General features: G+C 35.8%; 8 protein-coding genes and 1 pseudogene. 6 read left to right on the plus strand and 3 right to left on the minus strand.

The features are described from left to right. Positions 1-810 (plus strand): BspA family leucine-rich repeat surface protein (locus tag CKF58_RS01330; protein ID WP_119530191.1); only part of this gene is annotated, 810 nt, incomplete at its 5' end. 240 nt (positions 811-1,050) lie between these two features. On the opposite strand, the gene purB is transcribed toward CKF58_RS01330, so the two are convergent. Further along, a complete protein-coding gene (gene purB, locus CKF58_RS01335) occupies positions 1,051-2,526 on the minus strand; it encodes an adenylosuccinate lyase (RefSeq protein ID WP_119530192.1) in 1,476 nt (491 codons plus the stop codon). A 232-nt stretch (positions 2,527-2,758) separates the two neighbouring features. Next, positions 2,759-4,048: an adenylosuccinate synthase gene (locus CKF58_RS01340; protein ID WP_119530193.1), complete on the minus strand. Its 1,290-nt coding sequence runs from the start codon at positions 4,046-4,048 to the stop codon at positions 2,759-2,761. A 944-nt stretch (positions 4,049-4,992) separates the two neighbouring features. Here CKF58_RS01340 and CKF58_RS01345 point away from each other — a divergent pair. From CKF58_RS01345 to CKF58_RS01360, 5 genes and pseudogenes are all read left to right on the plus strand, one after another. Further along, positions 4,993-9,405 (plus strand): AAA family ATPase, encoded by a 4,413-nt coding sequence (locus CKF58_RS01345; protein WP_119530194.1) that lies wholly within the window; start codon positions 4,993-4,995, stop codon positions 9,403-9,405. Between the two features lie 896 nt (positions 9,406-10,301). Next, positions 10,302-12,638, plus strand: coding sequence for an adenylyltransferase/cytidyltransferase family protein (locus CKF58_RS01350; protein WP_119530195.1), 2,337 nt, complete (start codon positions 10,302-10,304; stop codon positions 12,636-12,638). A gap of 463 nt (positions 12,639-13,101) precedes the next feature. After that, a complete protein-coding gene (gene tyrA / locus CKF58_RS01355) occupies positions 13,102-14,124 on the plus strand; it encodes a bifunctional chorismate mutase/prephenate dehydrogenase (RefSeq protein ID WP_119530196.1) in 1,023 nt (340 codons plus the stop codon). Positions 14,125-14,463: 339 nt separating this feature from the next. After that, positions 14,464-14,976: pseudogene (locus CKF58_RS08700) on the plus strand (ATP-binding cassette domain-containing protein); the annotation flags it as partial. A 105-nt stretch (positions 14,977-15,081) separates the two neighbouring features. Further along, entirely contained in the window at positions 15,082-16,491 is a 1,410-nt protein-coding gene (locus CKF58_RS01360) for an ABC-F family ATP-binding cassette domain-containing protein (protein ID WP_425451202.1), read from the plus strand. Positions 16,492-17,309: 818 nt separating this feature from the next. Here the strand turns inward: CKF58_RS01360 and CKF58_RS01365 are convergent. Next, entirely contained in the window at positions 17,310-18,050 is a 741-nt protein-coding gene (locus tag CKF58_RS01365) for a TetR/AcrR family transcriptional regulator (protein WP_119530198.1), read from the minus strand. Between the last annotated feature and the right edge of the window lie 466 nt (positions 18,051-18,516).

Consider the following 18,516-nt stretch of genomic DNA (forward strand, 5'->3'; position numbering starts at 1 on the left):
CTATTTATCTTTTGTATTGAAGTTAAAGCTGCTACTGTATATTATGGAATTCCATATAGTGAACTACCTAAAGAGTTGCAAAATACAGATTTATCGAAGAAGAACGTAAAAATAATTTTTGGTAATGACACTAGGCTATACAACTTTATCTGCGATTATTTAAAAGTGGTGGGCTATGAAGCTAATTTAAACTTTATTGATGTTAGTAAGATAAGCGATTTGTCTGGGCTTTTTGCAAAGGGTTTAAAATGCACTAATATATATAAATTTAATGGTGATATATCACAATGGGATGTTTCTAATGTTACAAATATGCTAGGATTGTTTTTATATTCTGAGTTTAATGGAGATATTTCAAAATGGGATGTAAGTAATGTAACCAATATGAGGAGTATGTTTGAGGGAGCTAAATTCTCCGGAGATATTTCACAATGGAATGTTAGCAAAGTTAGAAATATGCAACAGCTATTTGCATCCAATGAGAGTTTTAGAAGCGATATTTCTAATTGGGATGTATCAAGTGTAGTGAACATGATCGCTATGTTTGGAGGTGCTAAAATTCAAGTAAATATAAATAAATGGCGTCCAAAAGAATTAAAAAAAACGAATTTAATGTTTTTTTATAGTGAAGTTTTCTCAGATTTATCAGGTTGGGATTTTTCTCATTTAAAATCAGCTACTGGGATGCTCGGAGAGTCTAAATTTAATAATTATAATTTTGATTTTAATCAAATACCTTATGATCTAAGAAATAAAATTTTTCTAAATAACTTTAATGATGATGAGTATGAAGCTTTATTAAAATATTAAAGAAAATTTAAACTAAACGCGATAGTTTTTTTCTTATTCTCATTTTCTAAATTAGAGATGTGCTTCTAGGGTATCCTAGCTTAAGATTATAAACGAGGCGAATGAATTAGCTCCGCGATCTATACATTGATTATTTATCACCCATTAAGTATTTGTTTTTTTTCAGACAACCTTGTTGCATTTTAAGCTATAAAACGACTAATCCCCTTTACAAAACGTAAAGGGGATTTAATTTATTTATTAAACACTAAATTCAGTTTTATTTTCTAAGATAAAAGCAGCATTGCGTTCGAGCATTGGATTAATTACTTGCTCTAAATAAGCACTCACTTGCTGTGGTGCAAAACCAATGTAATTACTTGGTTGTAGGAGATCTTTAATTTCATGTGCAGAAATAGGTAAACGACCATCAGCAATAATAGCCTCGATCAGACGATTGTCTTGTCCTTCTTGTTTAACTAATCTTGCTTGTTCCATAGAAAGTTCACGAATTATTTCATGCACTTCTTGGCGATCCATACCTTTTTTCACCGCATCCATAATAATGTCTTCGGTTGCCATAAAAGGTAGTTCACGCATTACATTACGCGTAATCATCTTTTCATAAACGACAATGCCTTCGGCAATGTTTTGTAACACCAGAAGCATAGCATCTACGGCTAAGAAAGCTTGAGGATATGATAAACGTTTATTAGCCGAATCATCTAAAGTGCGTTCAAACCATTGGGTTGAGTGTACAAGATGACCATTTATCTCTAAAGAAAGAACAAATTTAGCTAACGCTGAGATACGTTCACAGCGCATCGGGTTACGTTTGTAAGCCATTGCCGAAGAACCAATTTGCTTTTTACCAAAAGGCTCTTCTAGTTCTTTAAGATGTTGTAATAATCTAAAGTCATTGGTAAATTTATGTGCAGAACTCGCAATGTCTGCAAGTGTTTGTAACACAAAAGTATCTTGCTTACGGTCGTAAGTTTGTCCGGATACTTCTTGTTTTTGTTTAAAGCCAGCCATTTGCGTTACTAAGTTATCTAGTGCTTGAACTTTACTAAAGTCATCACCAAATAACTCTTTAAATGAGGCAGCAGTACCAGTTGTGCCCTTTACACCACGAAACTCAAGAGTTTCTAAGCGATGTTCAACTTCGGCTAGATCAAACATAAACGATTTTAACCATAGAGTTGCACGTTTACCAACCGTAGTTAGTTGCGCAGCTTGGAAATGGGTATAACCTAAAGTAGGTAAATCTTTATATTTATCAGCAAAATTAGCTAAAGTTTTGATTAAAGTAACTAAGCGACGTTTTACAAGTAATAGACCCTCTTTAATTTGAATAAGGTCAGTATTATCACCTACGTAAGCAGAAGTTACTCCTAAGTGAATAATTTTACGTGCATTAGGAGCTACATCTCCATAGGCATGCACATGCGCCATTACGTCGTGTTTTAATTGCACTTCGTACTGATGCGCTTTAGCAAAATCAATATTGTAAATATTATCTTCGAGCTCTTTAATTTGTTGCTCAGTGATAAAATCCAGACCAAGTTGTTTTTCAGCTTTAGCAAGAATTACCCATAGTTTACGCCAGGTCGAAAACTTGAAGTTAGGAGAAAAAATGTGTTTCATTTGCTCTGAAGCATAACGTGAACACAATGGGTAATCGTAATGATTAGTTGGAGATTCTGGATTGTAGCTTGGATAGTCTTCTAATTGCATAATAGTGGAAGAGGTTTGCGGTAATGAGAGTAAAAAAGTAAAGCATAAATAAGCCAGCCCCAGAGCTTATGCAAGCTGTGGGGCTGGCTTATAAGCTCAAAAATGTTGAGCGAATGTTAAATGAATGTTGAGAGAACGTTAATCAAACGTTAATCGAACGTTAAGTGAATGTTAAACAAAATTAATCTTATACACTAAGTTTTTTAGTTTAGCTAGTTAAATTAACCAACTCTTAGAACTCTGTGCGGTAGATATTTTGCGTACGTTCTGGACCAACTGAAATCATTGATACTGGCACGTCTAGTTTACGTTCAATAAACTCAATATAACGACGGCAATTTAATGGTAAATCTCCATAAGCTTTAATTTTAGTAATATCTTCGCTCCAACCTGGAAGTTCTTCATAAATAACTTCTACGGGTTTAGATTTACGTAAATTACCAGGGTAAGTTTCATGTACGTGACCGTCGACCTTATAACCTACGGCTACTTTAATAGTATCAAGACCGGTTAAACAGTCGATTTTAGTTAACACTACATCAGTTAAACCGTCGATTAGAGCTGCATATTTACCCATTACTAAGTCTAACCAACCCGTACGACGTGGACGACCAGTTGTCGCACCAAATTCACCACCAACTTGACGAATATGTTCACCTAACTCATTATCAAGTTCAGTTGGGAATGGACCTTCACCTACACGAGTAGTGTAAGCTTTCATTACGCCAATTACGCGATTAAGTTTGTTAGGTGCAACACCAGCCCCTACACAAACTCCACCTGCTGTTGGAGATGATGAAGTTACATATGGGTAAGTACCGAAGTCGATATCAAGCATAATCGCTTGTGCACCTTCGAATAATACTTTTTTACCAGCTGCAATAGCGTCGTTAATTTCGTATACACCGTCAATAATACGTGGAGTAATTTTTTTTGCAATCTCCATGTATTCTGCATAAAGTGTATCAAAATCAAAACGTTCTGGCCAGCCGTATCTTTCTAGCATGTCATTTTTCTCTTTAATGTTCCATGCTAGTTTATCCGCAAATCTTTCTGGATCTAATAAGTCCCCAATGCGAATCCCGTTTCTTGAGATTTTATCATTGTAACAAGGTCCAATACCTCGTTGGGTAGTTCCAATTTTATTTTTCCCTAAGTTTTCTTCTTTGGCTTTATCAACCGCAATGTGATAAGGGAAAATAATGTGGGCGCGTTCATCTAAAAATAGATGGTCTAGATTTTTACCACGTTTTTCTAGGGCATCAATTTCCCCTAGTAAAACTTTAAGGTCTACTACTAAACCTGCACCAATAATACATTTGCCTTTACTATTAATAATACCTGATGGTAGTAAGTGGAGAACGAATTTCTCTTGACCTACAATTACGGTGTGACCTGCATTATTACCGCCTTGGAAACGAACGATATAATCAGCCGTTGGTGATAATACGTCGATAATTTTACCTTTACCTTCATCACCGAATTGTGTACCTACTACTACGAAAGTATTTGCATTAGACACTGTATGCTCCAATTAGCTTGTGGATTAAATAATAAACTGGGAAATATCCCTTTTACAAGGCTCGATTGATTGCCTGCCTAAAGCAGACAATTAAAAGCAAGCCCCGCAATTTTTTATTATATAAAGAATTAGCGCAAAGAGAAAACTTTTTTCTTAAGCTAGTGATATTTGTAGGAAAGTGATTTTTTTTCAGACACCCCATACAACCAGACACCCCATACAACCAGATACCCATACAACCGTACAACTAAGTTTAGTGATGTGAGTTAACTACAGGCATGCTGGTAAATTACAGATAAGGATACAAGTTACATTACAAGTCACATTACAAGTAGCCTAGAGAGGAGATTTTTTAATTATAGGGTTAAGAAGATTGTGGAAAAAGGGATACACTACAAGGAGACGGATTTTGTAAAAAAAATGAGGATTTTTGCAGAAAAGGAAGACTAGTTTTACGGAAAATTGCCTAGATTAGACTGGTTTATCTAATATAATAGAGAAGTATTAACTTGCTGATTTTATGTAATTATTAGGATCAGTTGTCTTGTTGTTCCGGTGTATCATTTTTGGGATGCAGCACAGGTACAGCTCTGGTTGTGTGATTGTAAGGTTGTATCAATTTTAGGGGACAGCTCATTATATGATTGTTGGATTATTGGACTGTTGGATTGTGGGGCTAAGTAACATGAATAAGTGATAGGAAGTTTTGGCAAGGAAAAAGGTTGAGTTATTTTCGTGGAGCGGTATTTACTAAGTTGACAGCTGTTTTTAACAATAGTCTCTTAACAGTGCTTATTTGTAGAAGTTTGTTAACAGAATTTTGTTAACAGAAGTTTATTAATAGAAATCTATTGATAGAAATATGTTAACTGGAGAGGGTTAAAAAGTAGTCTCTTCATAATAATACTTCTGCACCAAAATAACTTCCAAGTTGAATATTAGTTATGGAACAAGTTTTTCAGATTTTAGAACAAGAAGATAAACCGGTTACGCAGACGTTGTATAAATTAGCTTATGCAGCTTATTTACAACAAAAACTAGAACCGGTGTATTTTAATGCTGTCGTGCAAATGATCGATTTAACAGGTAAGCATGCAGCTTATCCTGAAAATAACATTACCAAAAAACTCGCCCCTGCCGAAAGTGATCAAGATACGATATTTGCGATTATGCAGTTTTCTTTACTAAAGTATCATCACCTTTTAGGTAATACAGCAGTCAAAGAATCTTATTTTTTAGCAGCCATGCAATTATGGCAAAGATATCAGCGATTAACTTCTTATATTGCAGACTATCTAAGCCAATTACAACAAGCTTATCAAATTGCACGTCATGATCCAGATTATCGTTTAAGTTTTTCACGTCGTAAGAATGATGAGCTAGCTCTACCTTTTATCAAACATGTAGCGGTAAAAAAAGAACATCGCTTAACTAATTTGTTAGAGTTTGAAGTTTTACAACATGTTGTTGCAAAGTACATTACCAGCCTAATTCAACAAGAACTAGCAACACAAAAGGTTTTTACGCAAGAAAGCTCGTTACAAGCTGGTATCTCTCAAGATAGAGTCTATCAAGATAGTGGTGTAACTAATAGTGTGCAAAATAGTAGTGCCCAAACCAATGGCACATACACCAATGGTGAACAAACTAATAGCACTCAAGAATACGAACAACTACAACAACTACGTAGTAGTTTAGTTGAACGTTTCTTTACTTTATCTTTTGAAGTGTTTACCGTACTACATGAGCTATCTGTAGAGGTTTGGGCTAATTTCGATCCTTCTGACTTAACAAGCTTTACCAATGCTTTAGCAGTTATCTTAGAACAAGAAGAATATGTACATTTAAGTGCTGCTGATAAAGCTTTTATTACTAAGCTGTTAACGCTATTTGTACAAGAGAACTTATTACTTTTACAATACTTAGCACAAACTGATCTTGAATATTTAAGCTTAATACGTGCTTTAGTAATACGTGTAGGTTTAAAAGTACTAAACGATTATGACGTTGATTTGCGTGAAGTAAAATCGGAGTTTTTACTTCAAGAGAGTCGTTTATCATTCTGGGGTGCAGTGCCGGATTTAGAGGGTAATGAGCTCTTTAATAGTGCTGCTTTAATGTTTGATAAAGAGTTAAGTGCTTTATTTGTGCCTAGTGCGAGTGATACATTTGTTAACTTTTATTTCTTAAACTATCAATTACATTTACACTTACTTGATGTTAAGAATTTTACCCATGAAGTCGCTAAACCTGTTGCTCTGTGGGGAGACGCTAAAGCTTGGAATAAGTTCTGGCAAAATGACTATTTAACCACTACAATCCCCGTAGCACAAAGACTAACTAGTCAGCCTTGTGTGCAAGCACAACAAAGTCTATGGTTAAATTTAGATCCTGCTGTGCAAAGTAAACTTTTACCAAGTGCTGATTTCCAACCTAAACAAGACTTCATGATTCGTCAGGTGGTAAATGTTACTAAAGGACGGAAAAAAGTTAAAACTACTAGTAATGAGGATGATGCTGTAATTAGTAATGCTCTTGGTAATGATCTTGGTAATGCTCTTGCTAATACCTCAAGAGAATTAACTACTATAGATCCCCAATATCTTGTTAATCCCCAAGAAAACACTCTCAGTCTTTCTTTACCTTATAGTCAAGAAACGCAAGTGTTACGTTATGTCTTAGGTAAAAAATATACTTCTTTACCTTATATGCAAGCTCTAGAAAAACTGGCTCAGCAACAAGGCTTAGCGAACGCTGCTGTTGCAAGTAATGATGTAGTTACAAGCATTACGAAGTTCCTCGCTGCTTATGAAACTTCCTTACGTGGTAAAAAAGCAGTATTTTCTAATCAGGATTTAAGTAGTCTGTTAGCTTTAGGGCAAGCTTTTAGTGTGTTAATTGGTGGACCTGGTACAGGAAAAACCACTACAGCATTACGCATGTTGTTTTTAGAGTTAGCTTTAGCTTATGTCGGTACTTATGGAACTAGCTTAAATGAAGTAAGTCTACAACAAGTAATCCCACTTAAAGTTTTACTCTTAGCCCCAACAGGAAAAGCTTCTTCGCACCTTGGACAAAGTATTACGAGCCGTAGTCAAGAGCTATATAGCTTCCTAGTACAACAGGCAAAATTAAGTCAAGATCCAGCTTTAATTAACTTAGTGCAAGAACTAGATTATCAAGGTGAGCAAGGAAAAGCAGAAGAACAAGGAAAATCAGAAGAACAAGGAAAATCAGAAGAGCAAATAAAAGCAGAAGAACAAGGCAAACCAGAAGCATCTAAAGCAATTACTAATAGCGAATCGTCTTCGCTTACGCAAGTTATAAGTCCTGAGTTTTGGCAAAGTTTACCTTCTTTAGGTATAGATAGTGTCGGTGCTTTAAAATTATTAATTTTAATTTGTACGGCTTTAGTTAATGCCGAGAGTGCTACTATTCAAAGTATGATTGGCGCTCATGCCGCTAAACCAGAAGGAAGATATCAAGGGCGACAAAAAATAAAAGCCGACATTGTAGTTTGCGATGAAGTGGGGATGGTGAATTTACAGACTTTTGGTTATTTTGTGAATTCTTTTGCCTTAGCTACGAAGATGATCCTTTTAGGGGACAAAAACCAATTACCAGCTATTGGTGAGGGGAATGTGCTTGAAGAACTTTCTGCACAAGTATCTTACTTTGAGCAAGGAATGCAAGCCTATGCTCAAAAGAATAAGCTAAGATTACCTGTTTACACTACAAGCCAAGGAGAGCATTTACGTCTTTATAGTCAAGCTGTGGCTTGGCAAGAGACGTTTAAGCAACTTTATGCTGCAGATTTACAAGAAAGTCAAGGGATCGACTATGAGTTTAAATATTATCCGCAAGCAACTTTAGCTGATAATGTACATGAGCTTAGAAAGTCGTTCCGTTATGCCGCTGATAGTGCTATTGCTTATTACGCTAATTACTTAAATGCTAATCCGAAGCAAGTAGCGCTTACGAAGTACCAAGTTAACTTAATTAAGAAAGTTGGTAAAGCGCAAGGTTTAGAAAGTAGTAAAATTGGTTTACCTAAAGGTAAAACGGCGCAAATAGTTAATGATTTAGCGGATTTAAGCTTTAGCGCTAGTGGGCAAAACATTGCAGAACATAGCTTAGCAGCACAACTAAGTCATGCTACTTATATCGCGCAGTTACAGGAAGAGAAACTTTCAGGTGCAGTTTTCTATACCTATGAAGATAGTTATCGTCAATGGTTATTAAGTCTAGCTGGCTTAGGTTCTAAAACACCTGAACTAGTTGATGATAAGCATACACAAGGCTTACATATTGCTTATTTAATAAGTAGTAAGTCTCAAGTACAAGGGGTACAAGCAACGAAAGAAACGCACTTAGGTACTTACTTACCGTCTTTAGAGCAAGCTAGTTATAAAGCTACTAATAGGGATAATGATAAAACTAACGATAAAGTAAGCAAGATTAATATTGATAATGCTAATGAAGCTAACGAAAAAGCTAAAGCTAATGCTAATATCACAGCTTTAAATCAAGCATTAATCAAGAGTTTTTCTTGCACGACAGCTTGGGATAAAGATCTGCTTACGCATTATCAACAAGCACAAACTCAAGTGTATGCACAATTTATGGAGCAAATGCGTAAGCGCTTACAAAGCTTAAAAGGTAAACGCGTATATTGGTTAGCAGATTATCATAACTATGTGCAAAGCCAAGTGCTATATACTGCTGCGCAAGTTTTTAGTCCGTTGGCAGATTTAGGACAAGAGTACTTAAAGGCATATCAAGATCAATTTAAAGGAACAGACTTTAATATTGCTTTAGATACTATGTTAAAAGCAGCTTTTGAGCATATAGAGAATCATCGCTTCTTATGTCCAATGCGTAAAGGAGATTTAGGAGTTGATACCTTAAACCAAGCTATGCTTCAACGTGGATATTTTGCGTTACCAGATTTCTATCCAATAGTTATTACTGCTAACCAAAGTGATGTAAATATCTCTAATGGTGATTTAGCTTTAGTAGTGCCAACGCCAACCGGAGTAAAAGCATTCTTTAATGAGTATCAACCAGAACTTAAACAATATAAGAGTGTACCACTAACTTATATTAATAGTTTTGAGTATGCGTTCTTTACCACGATCCATAAATCGCAAGGTGATGAGTTTGCGCATACGTACATAATTCTCCCTCCGGAAATCAATGATTTTGCTACAAGTAAAAGTATGCTTTATACAGCTATAACCCGTGCGAAAAAACATGTGTATATTTTTGCTCCATATGCATATTATTTCCAAAATGATTTCCAAGATGCGCAACGTAATAGTACTTATGCTTATAACTGGGATCTATATTTAGCTTAGATTGCTTAGAGACTGGTTAGAAAAGTAGTTTTTTGAGAAACTGTTTACATAATGTAGCTAACCACAATGTAGTCTACTAAGATAATCTGCGTAGATAAGCAAACAAAATATAATATGCAAAGATAATCAGCATAGGTAACCAAACAAAAGTTTGTCAGGAAAGGTAATCTACATAAGGTATTTAGTTATCTGAGCTTGAAGTGTAGTAAATTTGAGCTTGAACTATACCTGATATGAGTTTGATCCAATCTTGATCTTTACTAGATATGAGTTTGATCTCATCTTAATCTATACCTGATAAGAGTTTGATGCTAAGTGCGATTGCAAATAATTTGCAAAGTACCTAAATTTAACTAGCAATTAATAAGAGCTAGAGGTATTTTATGCCCCAGATAGTAAGTACTACAAAAATAGAGCAAATTTAGCAGTAAATTCGGCAAATAATCCGAAATTTTACCCCGCGAAAAGATAAATTTGCGTATAATTAAACCACTAACTCCTAAAAATGGATTTTAGGAATTAGTGGTTATTTTTATAACCTGGCGAGATAATTTTGCCGAGCTTTAAAGTCTAGAAGTTAAGATTATAGTTTAAGCTACCAGTGACTTACATACTCCCTAGTGATGAACTGTGAATTTACTTTTTTTACAGTGTTAGTTTTCCTGTGGTGTATCCCTTATTGAGAGGTGATAGTTTGTCTTAATTCAATATTTATAGCTTTTTCTTGAAAATTTTCTTGTAAATTTTTTGCAATTTCATTTTGCAATTTCTTTTACCTTTGCAGTCTTGCTCTTGACTCTTAGCTGGGCAAAATTATCTTTATCTAGTAAGCGAGCTAACTAAAGTTTACTTATCTTCAGTTTTGTTATCTTTAGTTAGAACAAACGAGAACTTGTATGAAAAAAGCTAATCCAGTGTTTGCAGAAACCCTAAGTGATGCTGAATTAGAAGAATTAAAACTTGCTTTTGAAGAGTCAGCAGAATATGCCTATGAGCAAGTGAATGAACACCGGAGGTCATATGAACCTCTTGATATTGAAAATCAAGTGTTCATTAGTAAAAGCTTGCATACGACTAAAAGTGCACAACTAACTAAAGATAACCCTCGTATAGGGGTAATCTTTGGGAAGTTTTATCCTTTACATCAAGGACATTTATATATGATTGATCGCGCACGTACTGAGTGCGATCATTTATATGTTTTTGTCTGTTCAGACGAAAAACGTGATGAGAAACTGTTTTGGGATTCATCAATTCCGGTGCAGCCAACACGCGAAGTGCGAACCGCATGGGTAAAACGTGCTACAGATAGTTATGACAATGTAGAAGTGTTTAATCTGCGTGAAGACAATATTCCGTCTTATCCTAACGGTTGGTTTGAGTGGGCAAAGGTCGTACAGTTCTACTTAGATCAATTACCTCTTAAACCACAATACGTTTATACCTCTGAACCCCAAGACGCAGAGAATTATAAATACTATCTCGATTTGGAAGCCGTATTAGTTGACCCTAATCGTGGATATGTACCAATCTCTGGCACAGCATGTCGCAAACGCATTTTTGATAACTTTAAGTACTTACCTGAAGTTGTAAAAGCAGATGTAGTACTTAATATCAACTTAGATTTAGATGATCTCTTACGTTTTTATGGTATTGATAAGAATGTTAAGTCATCAGAATTAGCGCGCATTGCTCGTGCTTTACAGCACATGTGCCGTAATTACGGTTTTAACTTCTGTACGCCATTACTTGATGATTTTGCGCAACAGGATATTACTTATTCTTTTGGGAATAATAGTCCGGTGACTATTACTTGGGGTAATCCTGGTCCGATCCCAGGCACTAAAGCCGGTTCACAAGTCCATGAACTGCTAAAAACTACCGAACAAGTAGTCGAAACTACGGCACAACAGCAAGAACAAGAAGCTCTATATCAGACGCAAAGTCATGATTATATCTATGCTCATAGTCACAGTTGTGCGACTACCTCGGTTTTAAATAATATTAATACTAATACTGTTGGTGATACTAATACTTCGGATGTAGTAACGAGTGCAATTAATCAAGTGCGTGAACAAGAAGATGCTAGTTTAATTGAAGCCCTTGCTGCTCATGATGCCGAGTTTGCCTCAAATGTTGGGATTAGTAAAGAGATTTCTTCGTGGTTTAATCAGGCAATAGGCTTACCAGAACGTAAACTAACTGCTAATGCCTTTAATCACTACACTGTGCGTATTTTTAGTTTACAGGATCAAGCTTTTTACCAAGAGGGTAAAGTACCTGCTAATCTGGCAACCGATTGGAAACTAATTCGCAATATAGTCCAAGCACAAAATGACGAATATTATGTAGCTTGTGCGTTACATAATAAGTTCCGTTATGTTGAGCATTTAGCTCCGCTCTATTTAGGAGTGACTAACTATGCAGGCTTATGGGACGCAAGCTTAAACTTCTTACCAACAGGCTTAAACTTTAAATTAAGTCCAGGTTTAAGTTATAAAGTAGGGATTGCGCAATTACATGATCTGGAATTAGCTGTAGTCACGGTGGTACGTACACTGATTGCCCGTTTACAAGAAAAAATTCCGCATCCGTACGATCCGATGATCATTACTCGTCCGTCCGAACAAAGAATGCGCCGTCTATCTTATTGTATTCGTCGCTTAAAAAATCTTACTGCGCAAAACGATAGCGATAAACTTGCAGCTTTAGAAAGTTTAGCAACCAGTACCGAGTTAAACGCAGCAAGTTCAGTAGTATCAGGTATTGATTTAACAGCGGCCACTGCCGAACAAGCACAAACGCAAGCCCAACAAGATCAGCAAGTAGCTCAAGACGAAAACGCCGAACCAAAACGCGGACGCGGTAAATCACCACAAGAGTACATTGCTCATCTCGAAGCTGAAATTGCTGCTTATGTGGCTGAACGTGAACGTACAGGGATTAACTTTCTATATAATCGTGTTAATCCAACTGATCCGGTTGCTCCAAAAACCTATATTTTTAATCGCAACCAAGAGGACGACGCTTTACGTTCAAAACAAGCAATTAAGTACTTAATTGACAATTATATTAACTGGATAGATTTATATAGCTTTAAGCTACCTGGTTTTGGTTATATAACGCCAGCTTTAGACTTGCGCCCGAGTGTTGAACAACGCATTCGTAGCAGTCAAGCAAGTCGCGTTAAAGAACCACGCTTAGCAGATAAATGGCAAGATTCTGAAGCTTAGACTATTTTAAGCTGTGCAAACTTGGGACATTTTGAAGTTGTGTAAAGTTTAGACTATTTTGTAGTGGTTCTAATCTTATGCCATTTTGAAGTTTTTCAAGGCTTAAGTCATTTTTAAGTTATGCAAAGCTTAAGTCATTTGGAAGAGCTTCGTTAGCTTAGACTTCTCTGTAGTAATTCTTAAACATATAATGTTTGCAGTATTTAGGTAGTATTTCAGAAGTGTTTCTGAAGTGCTTCAGAAACATTTCAGAATAAGTTCCTAAGATTGTCTTCCATGATCTTAAGTTAAAGAAACTTAAACCAAGTCAAACTAAGTAAAACTAGGTCTAACTTAAGCAAACTAAGTCAATCTAAGTAGATTAAAATTAATCTTAAAAACAGCCAATGGAGATAGCTAAACCTATACCATTGGCTGTTTTTTGATAAAATAGAGCCACAGTAACTTACAGAGTGAGAAGTTTATGCAAGATTTATTAACAACTAGCGAACAAGAACAATTAGAGTTTATTGAGCAACGTATTGCCCGTATGGAGCAAGAGCGTCAAGCACTAATTGAACAAGCACAAGTACGAGCTCTACAAGCTTTTACTGAGCTACATGGTAAAGTAGTAGCCGTAATTGGGGGTAAAGGTGGTTTAGGTTCAATTTTTACGCAAATTTTCAGTGCTGCTAACCCAATGGGGATTACCTTTGCTATCGATTTAGATAACCAAGATCAAGCTCCAGAACTCTTACCTCATGCGGATTTAGTGATTTTTGCAGTACCGATCCATCAGACACCTGCGTTAATTAAGCACTATAGTCAGTGGTTAAAACCAACAGCAGGTATTTGTGATATTACTTCGATAAAGAGCCCAGCACTTGCGGCTATGCTTGAACATCACCAAGGTCCGGTAATGGGTTTACACCCAATGTTCGGGATTGCCACTCCCTCTTTAGATAAACAACTAATTATTACTTGTGCTGGACGTAATGATGAGTACTTTGCGCCTTACTTAAAGTTATTTGAACTTTTAGGAGCGCGTTTAGTAAGTACCACTGCTGAAAAACACGACAAAATTATGACGCATATGCAGGCAGTACGTCACTTTAATACTTACTTACAAGGACTATTTACTAGTCAACAAGGTTTTAGTATTAGTGAGTTAACTGCTATGAGTTCACCAATCTATGGTTTAGAACTTACTATGGTTGGACGTCTGTTTGCGCAAAATCCAGAACTATACGCAGACATTATTTACGATAATCCTGCTTCGCGTGCAGCTCTTGCTTCTTACTTAGAAACTGTAAGTACAGCCGTAAACGCTTTATTAGCTGATAATAAAGATGAGTTCATTAAGAACTTTACGCGCGTACAAGAGTTTTACGGTGACTATGCACCAGAATTTTTACAACAATCAGCTGTAATTTTAGAAAAAGCCGTAGAGCTAAAACAATTAGATCCGGCAATGCTGAACAATCAAGAAGAAAACTTACAAGAATAAAGGTGGTCTGAAACTAGAAATGGTAAGCGGAAGCAGAGTTGTATCAGCTTTTATTTACTTATATCTGTTTACATTAGCTTACTTTGCTTGCATTAGCTCACATTAGCTTAGACTAGCTCACATTAGCTCACATTAGCTTAGACTAGCTTATATTAACAACTAAAAATATAGTTTATAACTGAGTTTTCGCTTTGTAATAATCTAGTTTTTACTTTACCTGCAAAATAAGATAATAGCTAGCTCTAAGAGCTATCATAATAACAACCATGAGAGCTACCTTTTATCTTATAAATTGAGTTTTCTTCATTCACCTATCAAATTATGATTAGTGCAAAGAATATGCAAATTTGGGTGGGCAGCCGTGAACTGCTCCACTCTTTAAATTTTACAGTTAATCCGCTAACTAAAGTAGCTTTAGTTGGGGCTAATGGTACGGGAAAAACTACGCTCATGAATACGTTCAAGCTAAGTGCCCAAGAACGAAAAATGCAGTTTGGTGATAGTTTAGAAATTGATCCCGTACGCATTGCGTGGGTAGATCAAGAAGTACCACACACCGAACAAAAAGCTATTGAATATGTAATTCATGGGGATCGTGAGTTTACTTATTGGCAAGAACAATTAACCCAAGCCATGGCTGATAACAATGGCGAGTTAATTGCCCAAGCTAATATGAAGCTCGATGAACTAGATGCTTGGACATTAAACACTCGTGCTGCCGTAATCCTTGATGGTTTAGGGTTTAGCCAAGAGCAACAAGCTAGTCCGGTTAATCAACTGTCAGGTGGTTGGCGAATTCGTTTAAACTTAGCGCGAGCGCTCTTAGCTCCAAGTGATCTATTACTTCTCGACGAACCAACTAACCACTTAGATATAGATGCTATTTATTGGTTGGAAGATTTTTTAAGTAAACGTTATCAAGGGACCATAGTTTTTATTTCCCATGACCAAGAGTTTATGGATAATCTAGCAGATCATGTGTTGCATATTGATAATGGCACTATAGTTTCGTACACGGGTAACTACTCGAGTTTTATCCAGCAACGCCAAACCAACTTAGCAATCCAACAAAAACAATACGAGAATCAACAAAAACACATTAAGCACATTGAAAGCTTTATTAATCGCTTTAAGTATAAAGCCCGTAAAGCTTCACAAGCACAATCTCGTATTAAGTATCTAGAAAAGCTACAACGCATCGATCCGGTAGTAACTAATAATCCATTTAGCTTTAGTTTTAAAGAGTCATCTCGTTTACCAGCGAATCTGGTGACCATGCGTAAAGTTGATTTAGGTTATATCACCGGTAAACCTGTATTGAAGAATGTAAACTTTAGTTTATTACCCGGTATGCGTTTTGGTTTATTAGGGCTTAATGGTGCTGGTAAATCAACTTTAATTAAGGCTTTTGCGGGAGAGTTAGAGCCTTTAGATGGGGTAGGAGTTATTCAGCTAAACGAACTAGTAAAATTAGGTTACTTTAACCAGTATGTAGTTGATAAATTAGACTTAAATGCCTCTCCAATTGAACTATTAACTCGCCTTGATCCTCAATTACTCCAAAACGAAGCACGAACTTTTTTAGGTGGTTTTAACTTTACCGGAGATAAGGTTTTTGAGCGCATTGAAAACTTTTCTGGAGGGGAAAAATCACGTTTAGCTCTAGCGCTAATAGTGTATCAAGCTCCGAATTTATTACTACTCGATGAGCCAACCAACCACTTAGACTTAGAAATGCGTCAAGCTTTAGCTACAGCTTTACAAGAGTTTGAAGGATCATTAATTGTGGTTTCGCACGATCGTTTCTTATTACAAGCGGTAGTAGAAGATTTCTACTTAGTGCATGATCACAAAGTTGAAGAGTTTAAAGGTGATCTTGAAGACTACCATAAATGGGTAATAAGTTATAAAGCTAGCCAAGAAGTAGAGAAAGCCGCTAAAGGCAACACTGCTAATAGTTCAGCTAATACCAAGGTAGGCATAGTCGAAGATGCTGCTGCCGGAGAGTCTAGCCTAGAAAGTGGACAAAATAGTAACGAATCTACCCAAGGTAAGAATGCTGTCTCTGCTTTAGAGCGTATTATGGCTGATACCCGTTTAGCTCGTGAGCTAAAACGCCTAACTCTAAGTAAAACCCAAACACAAAATAAACTTATGCAACAAGTACAAGAGTTACAAGAAGCTTTAGCGCAAATAGAACAAAGTTTCTTAGATCCCGAAGTTTGTGCTAATGGTGTAAAAGTGCAAGAGCTTAGTCAACAATCACAAGCTCTAAAAGCCAAATTAGCGGCTAATGAAGAGCAATGGTTAGAATTAGAAATGGAAATTGAAGAAATTACCCAAGAGTTCGTACAAGCTCATTCTTAAAGCTATGCAAAATCCCAAGAGTCGTATGATTTTTGGGATTTTCTTTTATATATAGGAGAAGACAGTATGGTGGATTTCTGTTAGTGTCTGGCTTAATTAGGGTTTGACTTAAGAGGAATAGTGTTAGGGCTCAAGTTCTGCTAGAGATCTCTATCCTCTACAGTAAGCTGCATGTAGGAGTTAGGAACGAAAAAAAACTCCATCTTGCGCTAGAGTTCTAAGGTTAAGATTAGATTTTAGGATTTAAGAATAGAGAGTGAGCTCTCTTAAGAATTTTTATGAGTTGTTGTTATGAAAGTTAATGTGTTGAAAGCTATACTTTGAGGTGAAATTATCTCGAGTTGAGAATATTTGCTTGCAAAAATTAATTCTTTACTTATATTACTTGCTGCATTAATTTTTGCAAGAAAATATCATTAAGTGGTGTATCACTATTTTATTGTCTAGCTATATATTTTTATTCTAAATCAAATCTTTAGAAATGTCTATATGAAAGGAAAAAGTTACAAGAGATGTAAGAGTTACATCTCTTGTAAACTCATCTAAAGTCATTCGACCTAATTTTTTCGCAATATTTATATAGATATGAAGATAATTTTTTTCTGGTGAGGCTACGTCCCTACCAGAAAGAAAAGTAAAGAATACTTTACTTTGCTTCTCATCTCTCTAATGCATAGAGGAATATTTATAGAGGTATGAGAGCAAGTAGTTTATAACTTATAGTAGTAATAACCATTACTAGCTACCCTGATAGTTGCTAATAATTTATTATTTGTCACAACTAGTGGTAGTTGAGTTGTTTAGTTATTTAGTTATAGTTATTTAGCCTTTTTCTTTTTGCTGGCAACAGGTTGCTGTGCTTGTTCGTCAGCTTGTTCAGCTTGTTCCGGTTGCTCGGCTTCGAGTTTACTACAGTCGATATATTTTTCTAACTTAGCGGCAAACTCGTCATTTTTGCTTAGACTTTGTTCATAAGCTTCGCCCGAAATTGCTAACCATAAAGCATTAAAATGCATGGTTGATAACTTATGAATTTCGCTTTTGTTTGTGATTTCATGTGACATAACATGTGCCAGTAAGGCGTTGGCAATGTTTGGCATTAAGCCTTGCACTAAATCTAAAGGTGCATTGTGTAATGGACCATTTTCTTTAGCGATTTCAATAAAATGACACATTAAATCTTGCTGAGTAGTTTGAAATTGCTCTTCAGCAGTTTCACAAATCTTTTTCGAGAGGAAAATTCTTCCGAGTAAATAATGCTTTTGCGGATTTTTTATTAACCAGTCAGTGTAGTTCAACCAGTTGCTTTTAAATAAGCTTAATACTTCTTTACAATTGCGCGGTCTTTTAATTACTTTATGAATATCTTCCTTAATCGAAAGATACACTTGTACGATTAGATCGTCTTTGTTTTTAAAGTAAGTAAAGATTGTCCCTTCTGAAACTTGGGCAAGTTTGGCAATTTTACTAGTTGGGGCACTAAGACCTTGTTCCGCAAAAAGTTCTAACGCTGCATCGATAATTGCTTGGCGTTTAACCTTACATAAGGGTCTTGCCATAAAATATCCTTAGTAGCACTTTCTGTGTAGAAAAAGCTGTGCCTTTTTTCTTAAGTAAATACACAGTAGCTTACGCTAAATGCTAATCAACATCTGTCTTTTTGTTACTTTTTACTTTTAGCTCTTCATGTAGTAACAAATTAATCTTAATTAGTACTTTTTTAAACGTGTGAGTACTTACTCAATTATAAAGGAAATAAATAAACTCTGCACAAGTTCTTGTGGAGATTGCGAGGAGACTTACGAGTTGTTTTGTAATTTGCGCTTAAGTATTACAAGATCGAGCGTGAGTCGATTATTTATTTACTTTATAGTGGAGTAAGACGAAAAAAAATTAAATCTTAAGAAATTAACTTTAAAAACTAAAATAGGAAAAGTTTAAACTTAAGAAGTAAAACCTTAAAAAGTAAAACATTGGCTAGATACCTGATCTAGCCAATGGAAGTTTAGGTATTTTCTCAATTAC

It is taken from the genome of Psittacicella hinzii (genome assembly GCF_003585935.1).
Taxonomy (GTDB): Bacteria; Pseudomonadota; Gammaproteobacteria; order Enterobacterales; family Psittacicellaceae; genus Psittacicella; species Psittacicella hinzii.

Coding starts and splice junctions, on each gene's coding strand:
- CKF58_RS01365 (WP_119530198.1), bottom strand. CDS start 18,050: ATGGCAAGACCCTTATGTAAGGTTAAACGCCAAGCAATTATCGATGCA.
- CKF58_RS01360 (WP_425451202.1), top strand. CDS start 15,082: ATGGATAATCTAGCAGATCATGTGTTGCATATTGATAATGGCACTATA.
- tyrA (WP_119530196.1), top strand. CDS start 13,102: ATGCAAGATTTATTAACAACTAGCGAACAAGAACAATTAGAGTTTATT.
- purB (WP_119530192.1), bottom strand. CDS start 2,526: ATGCAATTAGAAGACTATCCAAGCTACAATCCAGAATCTCCAACTAAT.
- CKF58_RS01350 (WP_119530195.1), top strand. CDS start 10,302: ATGAAAAAAGCTAATCCAGTGTTTGCAGAAACCCTAAGTGATGCTGAA.
- CKF58_RS01345 (WP_119530194.1), top strand. CDS start 4,993: ATGGAACAAGTTTTTCAGATTTTAGAACAAGAAGATAAACCGGTTACG.